Raw genomic sequence first — 15,547 nt, forward strand, 5'->3', positions numbered from 1 at the left:
TCAATCTCCCAGAGGCTGGCGATCGCCGCCGCCACGATGCGTGTCGAGCACGTACTTGATTCGCCGCAACAGCGCCTGGCTCTGCGGCTTGGCGAGCAACGCCAGTTCCGTGGCCAGCACGTCCATCGCCAGCAGCATCGCGTAACGTGAAGACGACGGTTTGAAAATGAAATCCGTTTCCAGTGCACGGATCGGCAACACCTCGTCGGCCAACGCCGCGAGCGGCGAGCCTGTCGCGGTGATCGCTACCACCTGTGCGCCGTACTCCCGCGCGATCTCACATGCGGAGACCAGCTCGGGCGTGTGGCCGCTCACCGAGAAGGCCAGCACGACGTCGTCGCGGCCGAGCGTGCCGGCAACCATACGGGTCATCACGGCGTCCTGATAGCTCGCCACAGGCCGCCCCAGACGCACGAGCCGGTAGCGCGCTTCGTCAGCCATCAGCGACGAACCGCCGCCCATGCCGAAGGCGTACACCATGCGGGCCGACAACAACCGCCCCGCCGCACGCCGCACCACTTCCGGCTTGATGAGGCCACGATGCACCTGCAACGTGGTCTGAATATCGTCGGCGATCCGGTCGATGGTCTCGCCCGCTCCGTCTTGCCCGTTCGCCGCGTTCGCGCCGAAAAAGCGCTGACCGACCACGGCCGCCTGGGCCAGACGCAGCTTGAGATCGCGCACGTCGCGGCAGCCCATCGCTTTGGCAAAGCGCGTCACGCTCGCCTCGCTTACCCCTGCGCGTTCGGCCAGCACATTGATCGATGCCGCCGCCGCGCCCGCCACGTCTTCCAGCACCACCTGCGCGACTTTGCGCTCTGCCTGACTCAGGGCGTCACTGCGCTCGGCAACGCGCGTCACGATATCGAAGGTTTCGGCCATATCTCTGGTCTGTGCGGCGCCCGCGACGATTCGCCGGGATGCCTTTTTGAAAGATCCGCTAATTTTTGGTACTTTATAACAAACCAGTCAAAGACCGGTAATTAAAAGCTATTATAGGAGCCATCCGGCGATTGTCGGCGCATTGTCACGTGGAGGATTCCCAATGAATGATACAAACTATCAACATGGCATGATCGATACCCTCAACAAGGGTTTGGGTGCGTTGAATGCCCCGCTTGCGCCGTCTGCAACGGCCGGATTGGGCTGGAATTTGCTCAACGAAGACCTGAGTCTTCCGACCGCCGTGCTCTATGAAGACAAGATTCGTCACAACCTCGCGTGGATGCAGCGGTTCGTTCATGAGTACGGTGTGAAGCTCGCGCCGCACGGCAAGACGACGATGGCGCCGAAGCTGTTCCGCCGTCAGCTCGACGGTGGTGCGTGGGGCATCACGCTTGCCACGGCGCAGCAGACCAATGCGGCGTATCACCACGGTGTGCGACGCATCCTCATGGCGAACCAGCTCGTCGGCAAGCGCAACATGGCGGTGATCGCCGATCTGCTGAAAGACCCAGATTTCGAGTTCTTCTGCCTGGTGGACTCTGCCGCTGCGGTGGCGCATCTGGGCGAGTTCTTCCGCGCGCGCGGTCAGCCGATTCAAGTCCTGATCGAACTGGGCGTGACGGGCGGACGTACCGGCGTGCGCGACGCCGCGCAGCAGCAAGCCGTGCTCGACGCGCTGACGCAGTACCACGACGCCGTCAAGCTGGCAGGCGTGGAAGTCTATGAAGGCGTGCTCAGCACCGAGACGGACATTCGTGCGTTCCTGCAACGTGCGGTGAGCATGACGCGCGAGCTGGTCGCGGCGGGTCGCATTGAGCGCAGCCCGGCGGTACTCTCCGGCGCGGGTTCGGCGTGGTACGACGTGGTCGCGGACGAGTTTGCGCACAAGGACGTGGGCACGGCGCTCGACGTAGTTCTGCGTCCCGGCTGCTACCTCACGCACGATGTCGGCATCTACAAGGCCGCGCAGGCGCAGATCGCCACACGTAACCCGATCGCGAAGCAAATGCGCTCGCAACTGCAACCGGCGCTGCAACTCTGGGCGTACGTGCAGTCGATCCCCGAACCGGAGCGCGCCATCATTGCCCTCGGCAAGCGCGATGCGGCGTTCGATGCGGGCATGCCGGAGCCGGCGCAACAGTTCCGTCCGGGGCAGAGCAAGACACCGAAGGCGACGCCCGCGCACTGGGAAATCACCGGCATGATGGATCAGCACGCGTACCTGCGCATTGCGCCGGGCGACGATGTCCGCGTCGGCGACATGATCGCGTTCGACATTTCGCATCCGTGCCTCACGTTCGACAAATGGCGTCATCTACCGGTCGTCGACAGCGACTACAACGTCATCGAGATCGTACAGACGTTCTTCTGAATGCCGGCGCGTTTGAAACGCGAAATTCGCAGACTCTGCCCCAAATGAAGAGCCGCCCGATGGGCGGCTTTTTTCGTCTCACGGCGCCGTCGCATGCACACGCTTACGATTGGCTTCTCGACGCACGTTTGCGCGGTGCCGCGACCGGCACGGGCGGGGCCTGTTCGGTCGGGGCGGCAGCGGTTCGTCGTTTGGTCTCGCCACTGGCCTTCTCGACCGGCTCGGCCTCTTTCGCCCGGGTCGCCACCGCCTTGAACTGCGCCTCGAGATGACTAAGCGCGCTTTCCAGCGTTGCGATCTCGGTGGGTGTCATGCCTGCGAGCGCGTCGTCGAAAAAGGCTTGGCGGCGCGGCGTCGCTTCGTCGTACACGCTCATGCCTGCCGCGGTGAGCGTGACGTTCGTGAGGCGATTGTCCTGCGGATCCGTCGCGCGCGAGAGCCAGCCGAGCGCTTCCATCGACTGCAACTGACGCGTGAGCGACGCGGGGTCGAGCCGGCAGTGTTCTGCAAGAAACTTCTGCGAACAGGTGCCACGTTCTGCCAGCGCGAGAATGATTCGCCAGCGTGGCAGAGGGTGACCGACCTGCGCGTCGAACGCGAGCATCATCGCCCGATACGTCAGGCTGAGTTGCTGGATGACGTTACGTTTCAGTGGTATAGGCATCGCGTCACTCCCCGGCTGGCGCCTGCGGCTTCGCGCCGCGCGTCAGACGAATGAGCGGCACGCGCCGCACAAACCACAGACCGGCAAGCGCGGCCGCGAGCGAGACCATCTGTCCGTTGTGAATGGCGGCAACGAGCGACGTGCGCGCCGATTCGATGAACAGTGCGCCGTTCTGCCCCATGTGCGCGAGCGTCATCATGAAGTCGTTTTGCGCCTGGGTGTTCACGAGAATCTGCGGGTCGGAGAGTTGAGCGGTCCACTGCGTGCCCTCGCTGACGGCAAGGGCCTCCTTCACCCGCGCGGTGTAGCTGTGATTCACGAGCGTGCCGACGATGGCCGTGCCGAGCATCCCGCCGATCATCCGCAGCGATTGCATGAGTGCGGTCGCAATGCCGAGATGCGCGCGCCCGGCGACTTCCTGCGCGAAGACAGTGAGGTTCGGCATGACGAAGCCGAGGCCAAGGCCGGCGAGCAGCATATAGGTCGCGATCAGACCGTGAGGTGTGCCGCGATGCGTGGTGACGACGCCTGCGCAAGCGAGCGCGAGCAGGAAGAAGCCGCCGTAGAGCATGACGTTCGGGTTCCGCAAGCGGGTGATGAGCCGGCCGTTCACGATGCTGCCCACGGTGATGCACACCACCATCGGTGTAATGAGCAGACCGGTTTCACGCGGCGAGAGTCCGAAACCGCCTTGCAGCATCAGCGGCGCGTAGAAGAGCACGCCGAACATGGCGAAGCCCGCGAACACGGACAGCACGAAGAGCGGCGCCAGACTCTTGTCGCGGAACATCTCGAAGGGGAGGATCGGATGCGACGTGCGCCTCTCCCACCAGTAAAGTGCATACGACGAGACGACCAACACGACGAACAACGTCACCACGCCGCGCGAAAGACCGTCGGCGGGCAGCCATTCGACGAGCATCTGCAAACTGCCGAGCGCGGCGGTGATGAGAAGCGCGCCGAGCCAGTCGAGGCTCGCCTTGCCATGGCCTTCGGCGCGCATATGCGGCAGGTGGCGCGCGACGAACCAAAGGCCGAGCAGACCGACCGGCACGTTGACGTAGAAGACCGAGCGCCAGCCGTAGCCTTCGGTAAGGAAGCCGCCGAGCGAGGGGCCGATGGCGTTGGCGATACCGAATGCGGAACTGAGCATGACCTGCCAGCGCAGACGCACATGCGAATCGGGAAACAGTTCCGGGATGCAGGCGAACGCGGTACCGACGAGCATGCCGCCGCCGATGCCTTGCAAGGCCCGCGCGATGACGAGGAACGGCATGCTGGTGGCGGCGCCACACAGGACGGAGGCCGCCGTGAAGACGATGATGGCGGCGACGACGAACGGTTTGCGTCCGTAGAAATCCCCGAGCCGGCCGAAGATCGGCACGGTGATGACGGAGGTCAGGAGATATGACGTTGCGACCCACGCGTAGTACTCGAACCCCTTGAGTTCCGCAACGATGGTTGGCAATGCGGTGCCGACGACCGTCTGATCGAGCGCCACCATCATCGTGCAGAAACAAAGGCCGAGCATCGCCACGAGCGACTGCCGGAAGGGCAATACCTGCCCCGCCGAATGCGGAGTACTGGGACTGGGAGCCATTTTTTGGACGGATCAATGTTTGATCGGTCAAATATTTTAGCACGTCAGGTGCGGGGGGCTTGCAAGCTGAGTTGTTAGTTGGGGGCAAAGCGGGGCGGGGTATCCCTCAGCCGCGGGGGAACGAGCCGAATTGAACTTTGAGCAAGTGCATACCACGCGCGTAGGTCAAGGTGACGACGGCTTGAATCCACAGCCAACAGCGGTCAGTCGAAAAACGCCATACCCTCGTACGGTCGCAGCCGACATTGGTCAAGTCGAGAAACATGGGTGCCCGCATGCACCTTTAGCCGACGGCCATCAAGGTCTAAAAAATAAAATGAACCACCTTCGCTCGAATTACTTTTCCACTCAATGACGCGAAGTGATCGCAGCTGTGCGGTTACTTTTTTAAAATCGCCCTGCCCGACCGAAAACGCGTAATGCTCGAGAGACATCAAAAAATATCAACATGCCTCCTTGACTGCTTTGCATGGGTTTCGGTTTGTTGCTGACGGCACGCCTGCATGAACCACGCCCCCAGCGCCGAAAAGCGCTTCTCAAAACCCGGGGCCGCATGGAAGTTGGCGCCAGCACTACGCATGCCCCACATGCTACTGACAAAAACTGACGATCATATTTGTTACCCTTTGGGCCCACGAGGGAAAGGCACCCTCAGATGCTTATCAATGCCGTAAGAGAAGGATTCTAATGACACGTGCCGTTACTATTCTCACCGAGAATTTCTCAGATTGGGAAACAGCCCTGATCAACTCCACCGGTCGCGCCTACTACGGCTTCGATACACGCTTTGCGACCCCAGGGGGCACCCAGGTCACCTCCTCTGGAGGGATAATCGTCACTCCACACTTGGCGATCGAAGCCATACAGCTCGATGAACTCGACCTGCTAATCATATGTGGTGGTAGCCTTTGGCAGACCGATCAGGCCCCGAATATCACGGACCTGATTGTCGCGGCCCATGAAAGAGACATCATCCTCGCCGGCATTTGCGATGGTACCCGTGTGTTAGCACAATCGGGCGTCCTCGATAACCTGCGCCACACATCCAACTCGGCTGAGAACCTGTCGAAACTGAATTATGGTGGAGCGGCTTACTATCAGGATGTCCCCTATGCGATCGCCGATAAGCGCGTAATTACAGCCCCGGGTACCGCTCCGGTCAGTTTCATGGCTGAGATCTTATACACCTTGGGGATAGGTGACGAAAACCTCAAAGCCTACCTGGCAATGCACGCTGCCGAGCACTGCCGGTCCGCCTAGATATGGGTACTTCAGTGGCAGGCATCAGCCGCTGCAATCAGCTCCCGCTCAACTGGAGCGTATTTTCCGAGCGGCCCATGCGGCTATGAACGGATCCGCCCCAATAGCTGATCGCGCTGGCACAGCTGAAAATGGACTCGGTCCTGGATGAGCGGGGGGCCAGCGTCAACGGCTAACAGTTGCTCAACCGATAGAGGAACGCCATGGAAGAGATCGCATCGGCCAACCCAAATGTGCTTGAGCACGCGCGGCTAGGCGCGTTTGCGCCGCGATAGTCGACTCTAGTGCCAACCGTACTTCCAGGAAGCCTTTCCCAGGGTCCGACATACCGACCGACTTCGCGTACACAAAACGCTTCAACGCCGCACTCGGTGCGGGCTTTGAAAGTCCCGAGGCATTTTGCAGCGCGTTCAGGCGGGCATTCGGTACGACGCCGAGTGCGCTCAGGAAGGAACCGAACTGGCAGGTCTGGAATGCGGTGTTCGCAATCCCTCACATTTATCGCACCCCCAATACGACACCTCCAGAAGCATTGAGCTTCGCAATCTGCGGCGAGACTCACGAGGCCGTGGCGCCGAATGAGTTCGGCGTGCACGAGGTCGTCATTCCTGCCGGTCGTGGTTGAACCTTTGGCGTTCGTGAATGGATCGAGAAAGGGCGTTGGGGACAAGGCATCGACGCCGATCCTTTTGACGAAGAGTCTCGCCGATGCAATCGGTTCGGTAACGGCTAGAATTACGGTTTTCGCCCCGACTACGTCCATGTCTTTCGCCTCGCTTGGCCTGATCGATCCGTTGCTGCGCAATCTGCAGGAACTCAATTACCAGACACCTACGCCGGTGCAGGCCAAGGCGATTCCTGCTGTGCTCAGTGGCAAGGACGTTATGGCTGAAGCGCAGACAGGCACGGGCAAGACAGCCGGTTTTGCGCTGCCGCTGTTGCAGCGACTGGTGCAACACGGCCCTGCCGTCTCAAGCAACCGTGCGCGTGTTCTGGTGGTGGTGCCCACGCGTGAACTGGCTGAGCAAGTGCTGCAGAGCTTCGTCGCTTACGGCAAAGGCCTCGACTTACGATTTCTGGCCGCCTATGGCGGAGTGAGTCTCAACCCGCAGATGATGAAGTTGCGCAAAGGCGTGGATGTGCTCGTTGCCACGCCGGGCCGTTTGCTCGATCTCAACCGCCAGAACGCCGTGCAGTTCGATCAAGTACAAACGCTGGTGCTGGACGAAGCCGACCGCATGCTGGATCTGGGCTTTTCACGCGAACTCAACGCCGTCTTCGCGGCCTTGCCCGCTCAGCGCCAGACCCTGCTGTTCTCTGCCACGTTTACCGATGACATCCGCGCCATGGCGTCGAGCATTCTGCGCGGCCCGGTCAATATCAGCGTCAGCCCGCCCAATACCACGGCCAGCAAGGTCAAGCAGTGGGTGGTGACAGTGGATAAAAAGAACAAGCCCGACCTCTTCATGCACCTCGTGGCCGAGAACCACTGGCAGCACGCGCTCGTGTTCGTCAAAACCCGCAACGGCGTAGATTACCTGGCAGCCATACTGGATGAAGCCGGTTATGCGGTCGACACCATCCATGGCGACAAACCGCAACCCGCGCGCTTGCGTGCGCTGAATCGCTTCAAGACGGGTGAAGTCCAGATGCTGGTCGCCACCGATGTGGCCGCGCGCGGGCTGGATATCGACGACCTTCCACTAGTGATCAACGTCGATCTGCCGATCGTGGCGCAAGACTATGTACACCGTATCGGCCGCACCGGCCGCGCGGGCGCCAGCGGCGTGGCGGTGTCTCTCGTGTGTGCGGACGAAGCGCCGCAACTCGCCGCGATTGAAGCGCTGATCCGGCAAACGCTGCCCCGCGAAGAAGTGTCGGGTTTTGAAGCCGAGCACCGCGTGCCGCAGACGAACGCGACAGGCCAGGTCATCAAGAAACCCAAGAAGCCGAAGAAGCCCAAAGTGCCGCAGGCTACGCCGGGCGGCGTGCCGGCGCCAAGCAAGCAACCGCGTCGTCAAAGTCGCGAGAGCAAACGCAAACCCGCCGTGCAGCGCACCGCAAACGCGAGTCAAACCGCAAGCGTATCCAACGGCAACCCATTCGGTGCGAAAAAGCCGCGTAGCCAGCCTTCCAGCAAGCCGGCTACGGGTTCACGCAAGCCCGCTGGCAAACCTGCGGGTGGCCACAGCAGACGCCGCCCCTGATCTGCGGGGCTGCGTCGTGCCAGCCGTGAGAATGCGCCCCCGCACCACTACCGCGCCGCCAGTTGAAGTGCCAGTTCTCGATAGATGCCGCACGCGCCTTTGAGTTGATCGAGGGCGATCGATTCATCTATCGTGTGCGCGTCCTCCTCGTTGCCGGGCCCTAGCCCAATTGTCGGAATTCCGCGGCGGCCCGCAGACTCCGATCCATTGGTACAGAAACGCCATGTACCGAGACTGGCGACACGCCCCGCCGCCCGAACCGCGCGTCCCGCCGCCGACACCAGCGCATGGTCATCCGCCATCTGCCACGCGGGCAGCCATCGGAATGGCCGCGCGCAGCAACCGGTGAATGTCCTCACCTTGTCGCCTGTCACGGCGAGCGTGAAGCGCTCCAGTCCCGCCGCGTGCAGTCGCGATTCGATGGCAGCGAGTACGTCCTGCGATGTTTCGCCCGGCAACGTGCGCCGGTCGAAACGGATCGTCACCGCCGTCGGGATCATCGAGATCGACGGATACGGTGTCGATACGATGTCCGTCGGCACCAGCAACGCTTCTCCCAGCGACGAATGCGTCGGCAATTGCAGATCCTGCAAGGCGATCAGGGCCTGCGCAGCCGCGTGCAACGGATTCACGCCGCACTCGGGTGACGCCGCATGCGCGGGCGTGCCCTCGAACGTCAGCAGAATCTCCATGCGCCCCTTCTGCCCCGACTTGATCTGCAACTTCGACGGCTCGCAGATGATGACGGCCGCTGGCGAACATCGATCAAGGACCGGTGCCAGTGCAAAGCCTTCGATCACCTCCTCCATCACACTGGCCGACACCGCGACGCGTTGCGTGAGGCGCCCCGTGGCCGCCGCCTGTGCGACTCCGCACATGGCCGCCGCGATGCCTCCCTTCATGTCGGTGCTGCCGCGCCCGTAGAGCCGGCCATCGCGAATCTCGCCCCCGAAAGGCTCGACACTCCACTGGCCGACCACCGGCACGACATCCATGTGGCCGTCGAACAGTACGGCAACATCGGTGCCTGCCGGCCCGATGAGGCCCAGCACCGAGCCGTTCTCGTCGCGATGGATCTCGTCGAAACCGAGATCCCCCATGCGCCGCTCCACCAGCGCCGCCATGCTTCCCTCGTCGCCCGAGAGGCTCGGCGTGCGCACCATTTCCTGCGTCAGGGCAATGACGTCGATCGTCATGTCGTTCCGGCTCCCCATGCTTAGCGATTGACGAGCCGCGCCGGCACTCTCAGCACCAGGAAGGCACCGATGAACGCAAAGCTCGCGAGGAAGTACATGCCCCAGTCGGTCGACCCGGTGGTGTCCTTGATCCAGCCGATCGCATACGGGCTGACGAACGCGGCCAGACCGGCGAAGGCGTTGATGCCCGCGATGCCCGCAGCAGCACTGCGCCCTTCGAGGAAGGCCGTCGGCAAACTCCAGAAGAGCGGCGAGCAGACCATGCAGCCGGCGGCAGCCACCGAGAGCATCGCAACAGCGACCGGCGGGTTATGACCGAACAACGTCGACAGGATCAGACCCGTGCCCCCGACGGCGAACGGAATCACCATGTGCCAGCGGCGCTCGCGCGTCTTGTCGGAATGACGGCACACCAGCACCATCGACACCACCGCACAGGCGTTGGGCACGGCAGTCAGCAAGCCGATCTCCAGCAGCGACTTCACGCCGGTCGACTTGATCACCGAAGGAATCCAGAACGCAAGGCCCGAGAGGCTCGACACCGTGCAATAGCAAATCAGCGCCATGTGCAGCACGCGTCGATCCTGCAGCAGCTTCCACAGCGAAACGTGCTCGACCTTCTCGTGCGTTTCCGCAGCGACATTGTGGGCGAGACGCGCCTTCTCCGCGTCGTTGAGCCAGCAAGCGTCAGCGATACGGTCGTCGAGGTAGGCCAGCACCGCGACACCCAGCACCAGCGACGGCACGGCTTCGATGACGAACATCCATTGCCAGCCGGCCATGCCGTGCCCCATGTGGAACGTCTGCATGATCCAGCCCGAGAGCGGGCCGCCGAGAATGCCGGCGAACGGCACCGCCGTCATGAAGATGGCGATGATCTGGCCGCGACGCGCCGACGGGAACCAGTACGTCAGATACAGAATGATGCCCGGATAGAAGCCGGCTTCGGCTGCACCGAGCAGAAAGCGCAGCACGTAGAACTGGGTGGGCGTTTGCGTGAAGGCCATGGCGGCAGAGATCACGCCCCACAGAACCATGATGCGCGCCAGTGTCTTCCGGGCGCCAATGCGATGCATCAGCACGTTGCTGGGCACTTCGAAAAGAAAGTAGCCAATGAAGAAGATGCCCGCACCCAGGCCGTACACGGTCTCGGAGAAGCCCAGATCGTCGAGCATCTGCAGCTTCGCGAAACCAACGTTCACGCGATCGAGGAACGCGGCCACGTAGCAGAGCATCAGGAACGGGACCAGCCGCCATGCCACGCGGCGATACAGCGTATTGTCGTCGGCGTCGCTCAGGACGCGAGGGTCGGCATGCATGCGTTGCTCGGGCGAGCTGCCCGCAAGGGATACAGGGGATGGTGCGTTTTTCATCATAGGCTCCAGCGCGAAAATAATCGTGACGAACTGTTGGCCAGGCGTGATGCGCACGAAGACTTCGGCATAAGCTTCGGGCAACACGTTCCCCTGCGGGCCTCGCGGCCTGCATGCCTGTTATGGGGTTGGGGAAATCTGGAAGCGTCGCGTTGCCTGCCGCGCGCCCCCTCGTCAGACGCTTTCGCGCCTCACGCCTTGCATGCCGGCGGCATCAAGCCTCCGGCGCTACAGCACCGCGCCGCTCGACGATCATGCGGTACGCCTCCGGGCGGCGGTGCTTCGCGAAATTGAACGTAGTGCTCTTGTACGAGTTGCACAGGTCGAGATCGCAGCGTGCGATGGCGAGTTCGTCGCCCTTGGTCGAGCACGCCGCCACCACTTCCCCCGACGGGGCGATGATGCAGCTCCCGCCGATCATCTCGCAGCCTTCTTCCTTGCCCGCCTTCGCAACACCGACCACCCACGTACCGTTCTGGTACGCCCCGGCCTGCATCACCAACTGATTGTGGAACATCGACAGGTCGTCGTGCTCCGGCGCCGGCGGGTTGTGCACGGGCGTGTTGTAGCCAAGCAGGATCATCTCGACGCCCTGCAACCCCATCACGCGGTAGGTCTCCGACCAGCGACGGTCGTTGCACAGCGCCATGCCCATCACGCCGCCGAAGCCGCGCCAGACGTCGAACGAGTCGCCCGGCTCGAAGTAGTGCTTTTCCAGATGCTGGAACGCGCGCCACGGCTCGTTCTCAGCGTGGCCCGGCAGATGCACCTTGCGGTACTTGCCGATGATGTTGCCGTCGGCGCCCACCAGGATCGAGGTGTTGAAGCGCCGCGCACGACCGGCGTCGTCGAGCGTCATCTCGGCATACCCGAGGTAGAAGCCGATACCCAGACGTTTGGCCGTGTCGAACAGCACCTGCGTCTGCGGGCCGGGCATCTCGCGCTCGTAGAATGCGTCGATCTCGGCCGGGTCTTCCATGTACCAGCGCGGGAAGAACGTCGTGAGCGCAAGCTCGGGGAAGACCACAAGGTGGCAGCCCATCGCGTGCGCATTGTGCAGATGAGCGAGCAGACGCTCCATCACGTCGGCTCGGGAATCAGCGCGCTGGATCGGTCCGAGCTGCGCGGCGGCGACGTTGACGATACGGGACATTTCGTTATCTCCTTGATGAATCTCGAACCCCTGAGCGGCCGGTATTCCGGGCGCCTCCTTCAGGGGGACTGCAAGACAATTGCGTGAACTACGCTGCGAGCTCGGTCATGATCGCGAGCAGCAGATTGGCCCCGGCGCCAATATCGGCGTCTTGGGTGAACTCGGCCACGTTGTGCGAGAGACCCTTTACACTCGGCACGAAAATCATGCCGGCCGGGCAGACGCGGGCAAGCATCTGCGCGTCGTGGCCCGCGCCACTCGGCATGCGACGCACCGAATGCCCTCGCGCCCGCGCCAGCGATTCGACACGCGCGACGATGCGCTCGTCGAACTGCACCGGCGCGAAGTCCGCCAGCGAGCGATGCGTGATGCGTACACCCTCGGTCTCGGCCACCGCATCGGCCTTCGCAAAAACGCGACGCACGGCTTCGGCGAGCACCTCGGCATCGGTATTGCGCAGGTCGACGGTGAAGACCGCGCGGTTCGGAATCACGTTGATGAGGTTCGGCGAGACGGACACATGTCCCACGGTCGCCAACTGCGCGCCGCCCAGCTCACGCGCGACTTCGCGAGCGAAGCTGGCGATGGCGTAGGCCGCGTAGCCGGCGTCGTGACGCATGCGCATCGGCGTGGTGCCCGCGTGGTTCGACACTCCCTCGACCGTGAATTCGGTCCAGTGAATGCCCTGCACCCCCGTCACGGCGCCAATCGTGATGCCCTCGTGCTCCAGCACCGGCCCCTGTTCGACGTGCAGCTCGACGAACGCGTGCACATCGGGTTTGCCAACCGGATGCTGGCCGGCGAAGCCGATGCGGGTGAGGTTCTCGCTCACGGTGGTGCCATCGATTCCCACGGTGTCGAGCGCGTCGTCCAACGGCATACCGCCCACATAGACCAGGCTGCCCATCATGTCGGGCGAGAAGCGCGCGCCCTCCTCGTTCGTAAAGAAGCCCACCGCGAGCGGACGGCGCGTGACAATGCCAGCGTCGTTGAGTGCGGCGATGACCTCCAGTCCGGCGAGTACGCCGAGGTTGCCATCGTAACGACCGCCCGTGCGTACGGTATCGATGTGCGACCCCGTCATCACCGGCGGACCGTCTTCGCGACCGGCACGTACGCCCACGACGTTACCGATGGCGTCCACACTCACCGTCAGCCCGAGGTCGCGCATCCAGCCGACGACGCGCTTGCGGCCCTCGCCATCGTCGTCGGTGAGCGCCAGACGGCTGCAACCCCCGCCATCGATCGCGCCAACTTCCGCCAGCGCAGCGATGCGGGCAAGCAGGCGCGGCAAGTCGATGCGCGGGTCCGACATCGCGCCGTCTGAGGAAGTGGCAGAGAAAAGCATGCTCATGGTGCGTTCCGGCTCCGGTAGTCAGGCGGCTTGTTTGACGGCGGCCGCTGTCACGGCTTCGGCGGATTTGCCGACGATCGTCTCGAACAGCACCGGGTCGGTCGCGCCTTCGCTGCCGAAGACCAGCACGCGGCTCGCGGCGTCGAGACCGAGTTCGGCCCGCGACCGCGCATCGGCTGCGGCGCCAAGACAACCCGCAAGACCCGCCACGGCAGACTCGCCCGCCACCATCGGGGCGTCGCCGAAACGGCCCTGCGCGAGGATGCGCATGGTCTCCAATGCCGACTCGTCATCGATGGTCAGGAAGGCGTGCGCACCCGGACGCAGAATTTCCCAGGCGAGCAACGACACTTCGCCGCACGCCAGCCCGGCCATCACGGTGTCGAGATCGCCATGGACGGCCACCGGCTTGCCGGCGCGTGCGCTCTCGAAGAGGCACGCCGCCTTGTCCGGCTCGACCACGATGAAGCGCGGACGCGATTCGCCGCCAGCTTCGAGCGTTTCCCAGAAATGGGCCAGCACGGCAGCCGCCAAGCCGCCCACCCCCCCTTGCAGGAAGACGTGCGTCGGCAATTGTCCCGTTTCGTCGCGGAACTGACGCAGCGCTTCGTCGGCCATCACGGCGTAGCCCTGCATCACGTCCTTGGGCACGTCCATGTAGCCGGGGTATGACGTATCGGACACCACGAAGCGGCCCAGACGAGCCGCATCTTCCGCCGCCTGACGCACGGCATCGTCATAGTTGCCCGCCGTGCGCACAACCTCGGCGCCGTAGTGCGCAATGGCGTCGACGCGGCCCTGACTGACCGTCGCGTGAACGTAGATCACGCACTGGCAACCGAAGCGTTGCGCCCCCCAGGCCACCGAACGGCCGTGATTGCCATCGGTGGCGCAAGTGACGCACAGCGTGCGGGTCAGATCGGCAAAGCGTCCCGACAGCAGGTCTGCCACGGTGATGCCCTTCTTCCCGGTGCGCGCCTCGATCTCGCGGATCAGCAGACGGCTCACGGCGTATGCGCCCCCCAGCGCCTTGAAGCTTCCCAAACCGAACCGGCCGGCCTCGTCCTTGTACCGGATCTGTGCCACGCCAGCGGTACGTGCCAACCCGTCGAGCGCCACGAGCGGCGTCTCGGCGTAGCCGGGCCAGCGCGTAATTTCACGCGATGCCGTGGCAAACGCGTCTCCGCCCAGAATCGCGCGGCGCGCTTCGCCATACGGTGCACCGGGCTCGACGGCCGGGTTCACGAAGCGCTGCAGGCGCAGATTGGGAAGGGGGTGGGTCATACAATCTCCTCGTTTCTCTGGATGGATCTGTCGGTGAACTACCGGCTAACGGCGCAAGTCGCCGTAGTCGTCGTGCAGACGCTCGATGTGAGCGAGGCGCTCGCGCGCCGCGTCGCCCAGGGCGATGCCCAGACGCGTGCAAAGGTGGTTGATCAGGCTCATGACGGCGACATACGAATCGAACATGCCGGTCGTGCGATTCACACAGCGCAGCACGACGTCGCTACGCGCCGGCAGTTCAGTCGCGGTCGGATCGGTCAGAATCACGACGTGTGCGCCCACGCGGTTGGCGTGCTCGACCATCGGACGCAGCAGCGTCACGCGGCGACGGAAGTCCATCATGACGAGCATGTCGCCGGCGCCCATGTCGGCCAGGTCTTCCGCCAGGTTCAGGCCCGCGCCCGGCACGAGCAACACGCCGTCGCGCACCTGAGTGAGCAATGCCCACATGTATTGCGCGAGCACCCGGCCGTTGCGGAAACCCGCGATGAAGACACGCCGCGCACGGGCGCCGATTTCCACAGCTCGCTCGATATCGGCCGCGTCGATACGCTCAAAGGTGTGCGCCAGATTCTGCAGATCGGTCGCCAGATGCGCGCCGAGCGCGCCTTCCGGGGCGTCGTCTTCGGCCTGCGGTGCCGTAATGCCCGCCAGGGCGAAGAGGGGTGAGCCGTGATCGGCGTCGTCGCGCATGCGGGTGCGCAGGTCATTGAACGTCTCATAGCCAAGACGCTTGAAGAAGCGTGCCGCCGAAGCCTTCGAGACCTCGGCCATCTCGGCCAGCTCGGTGGCGGAATACGAGGCCAACTGCGGCAAGTGGGCCAGGGTCACATCCGCCAGACGCTTCTCGCTGGGCGTGAAATCGTCTTGCAGTTGCAGGATCCGGTCTTGAAGCGTGCCGTTCATGGTGTTTTCCAGTCGCCCGTCCGTTGCCGGCGGGCACAAAGTTGCGGGTTCCAGCATGCTGCCATTGACCGTGCCGTTTGCATCGCACGTTTCAACAGCATGGCATTCTTGGAACTTATGTTTCAGTAAATTATGTAAACGAAAATAAAGTGTCAAAGAGAAAAAAATAGTATTTCGCGGGCGATCGTCCGTTTGTGACGAAAACATCCCCCAAATGGAGGATGCGGGGCAGC

12 protein-coding genes are annotated in these 15,547 nt (G+C 63.2%); 3 read left to right on the forward strand and 9 right to left on the reverse strand.

The genetic code is table 11. The features are described 5' to 3' along the window. Nucleotides 1–882, reverse strand: coding sequence for a MurR/RpiR family transcriptional regulator (locus tag PHO31112_RS10430; RefSeq protein ID WP_150620447.1), 882 nt, complete (start codon nucleotides 880–882; stop codon nucleotides 1–3). 163 nt (nucleotides 883–1,045) lie between these two features. Between PHO31112_RS10430 and PHO31112_RS10435 the strand changes: the two genes are divergently transcribed. Beyond that, complete coding sequence (locus tag PHO31112_RS10435) at nucleotides 1,046–2,317, forward strand: amino acid deaminase (protein WP_150620448.1); 1,272 nt, start codon at nucleotides 1,046–1,048, stop codon at nucleotides 2,315–2,317. 103 nt (nucleotides 2,318–2,420) lie between these two features. Here PHO31112_RS10435 and PHO31112_RS10440 read toward each other — a convergent pair whose 3' ends face one another. Together PHO31112_RS10440 and PHO31112_RS10445 are read right to left on the reverse strand one after the other, a co-directional pair. Next, nucleotides 2,421–2,981, reverse strand: a complete 561-nt coding sequence (locus tag PHO31112_RS10440) for a MarR family winged helix-turn-helix transcriptional regulator (protein WP_150620449.1) — start codon at nucleotides 2,979–2,981, stop codon at nucleotides 2,421–2,423. Between the two features lie 4 nt (nucleotides 2,982–2,985). Next, a complete protein-coding gene (locus tag PHO31112_RS10445) occupies nucleotides 2,986–4,581 on the reverse strand; it encodes an MDR family MFS transporter (protein WP_150620450.1) in 1,596 nt (531 codons plus the stop codon). 687 nt (nucleotides 4,582–5,268) lie between these two features. On the opposite strand from PHO31112_RS10445, the gene PHO31112_RS10455 reads away from it, so the two are divergent. Together PHO31112_RS10455 and PHO31112_RS10465 are read left to right on the forward strand one after the other, a co-directional pair. Beyond that, nucleotides 5,269–5,841 carry a DJ-1/PfpI family protein gene (locus PHO31112_RS10455; RefSeq protein ID WP_150620451.1) on the forward strand — a complete coding sequence of 191 codons (573 nt, stop codon included), beginning with the start codon at nucleotides 5,269–5,271 and terminating at the stop codon, nucleotides 5,839–5,841. A 761-nt stretch (nucleotides 5,842–6,602) separates the two neighbouring features. Beyond that, a complete protein-coding gene (locus PHO31112_RS10465) occupies nucleotides 6,603–8,048 on the forward strand; it encodes a DEAD/DEAH box helicase (RefSeq protein WP_150620452.1) in 1,446 nt (481 codons plus the stop codon). Nucleotides 8,049–8,095: 47 nt separating this feature from the next. On the opposite strand, the gene PHO31112_RS10470 is transcribed toward PHO31112_RS10465, so the two are convergent. The 6 genes from PHO31112_RS10470 to PHO31112_RS10495 all read right to left on the reverse strand — a co-directional run bounded on the left by PHO31112_RS10470 (nucleotide 8,096) and on the right by PHO31112_RS10495 (nucleotide 15,314). Next, entirely contained in the window at nucleotides 8,096–9,244 is a 1,149-nt protein-coding gene (locus PHO31112_RS10470) for a YgeY family selenium metabolism-linked hydrolase (RefSeq protein ID WP_246178013.1), read from the reverse strand. Between the two features lie 20 nt (nucleotides 9,245–9,264). Then, entirely contained in the window at nucleotides 9,265–10,563 is a 1,299-nt protein-coding gene (locus PHO31112_RS10475) for an MFS transporter (RefSeq protein ID WP_246178051.1), read from the reverse strand. A gap of 268 nt (nucleotides 10,564–10,831) precedes the next feature. Next, nucleotides 10,832–11,770, reverse strand: coding sequence for an N-carbamoyl-D-amino-acid hydrolase (locus PHO31112_RS10480; RefSeq protein WP_150620454.1), 939 nt, complete (start codon nucleotides 11,768–11,770; stop codon nucleotides 10,832–10,834). 88 nt (nucleotides 11,771–11,858) lie between these two features. Next, nucleotides 11,859–13,124, reverse strand: coding sequence for a M20 family metallo-hydrolase (locus tag PHO31112_RS10485; RefSeq protein ID WP_246178015.1), 1,266 nt, complete (start codon nucleotides 13,122–13,124; stop codon nucleotides 11,859–11,861). 21 nt (nucleotides 13,125–13,145) lie between these two features. Beyond that, nucleotides 13,146–14,408, reverse strand: coding sequence for a diaminopropionate ammonia-lyase (locus tag PHO31112_RS10490; protein WP_150620455.1), 1,263 nt, complete (start codon nucleotides 14,406–14,408; stop codon nucleotides 13,146–13,148). 45 nt (nucleotides 14,409–14,453) lie between these two features. Continuing rightward, entirely contained in the window at nucleotides 14,454–15,314 is an 861-nt protein-coding gene (locus PHO31112_RS10495; protein ID WP_150620456.1) for a MurR/RpiR family transcriptional regulator, read from the reverse strand. Nucleotides 15,315–15,547: the final 233 nt, after the last annotated feature.

Source organism: Pandoraea horticolens, from assembly GCF_902459555.1.
GTDB classification, from domain to species: Bacteria; Pseudomonadota; Gammaproteobacteria; order Burkholderiales; family Burkholderiaceae; genus Pandoraea; species Pandoraea horticolens.

Excerpts from the sequence above, each read along its gene's own strand:
- PHO31112_RS10430 (WP_150620447.1), bottom strand. The coding sequence starts at position 882 with ATGGCCGAAACCTTCGATATCGTGACGCGCGTTGCCGAGCGCAGTGAC.
- PHO31112_RS10435 (WP_150620448.1), top strand. The coding sequence starts at position 1,046 with ATGAATGATACAAACTATCAACATGGCATGATCGATACCCTCAACAAG.
- PHO31112_RS10440 (WP_150620449.1), bottom strand. The coding sequence starts at position 2,981 with ATGCCTATACCACTGAAACGTAACGTCATCCAGCAACTCAGCCTGACG.
- PHO31112_RS10445 (WP_150620450.1), bottom strand. The coding sequence starts at position 4,581 with ATGGCTCCCAGTCCCAGTACTCCGCATTCGGCGGGGCAGGTATTGCCC.
- PHO31112_RS10455 (WP_150620451.1), top strand. The coding sequence starts at position 5,269 with ATGACACGTGCCGTTACTATTCTCACCGAGAATTTCTCAGATTGGGAA.
- PHO31112_RS10465 (WP_150620452.1), top strand. The coding sequence starts at position 6,603 with ATGTCTTTCGCCTCGCTTGGCCTGATCGATCCGTTGCTGCGCAATCTG.
- PHO31112_RS10470 (WP_246178013.1), bottom strand. The coding sequence starts at position 9,244 with ATGACGATCGACGTCATTGCCCTGACGCAGGAAATGGTGCGCACGCCG.
- PHO31112_RS10475 (WP_246178051.1), bottom strand. The coding sequence starts at position 10,563 with ATGCATGCCGACCCTCGCGTCCTGAGCGACGCCGACGACAATACGCTG.
- PHO31112_RS10480 (WP_150620454.1), bottom strand. The coding sequence starts at position 11,770 with ATGTCCCGTATCGTCAACGTCGCCGCCGCGCAGCTCGGACCGATCCAG.
- PHO31112_RS10485 (WP_246178015.1), bottom strand. The coding sequence starts at position 13,124 with ATGAGCATGCTTTTCTCTGCCACTTCCTCAGACGGCGCGATGTCGGAC.
- PHO31112_RS10490 (WP_150620455.1), bottom strand. The coding sequence starts at position 14,408 with ATGACCCACCCCCTTCCCAATCTGCGCCTGCAGCGCTTCGTGAACCCG.
- PHO31112_RS10495 (WP_150620456.1), bottom strand. The coding sequence starts at position 15,314 with ATGAACGGCACGCTTCAAGACCGGATCCTGCAACTGCAAGACGATTTC.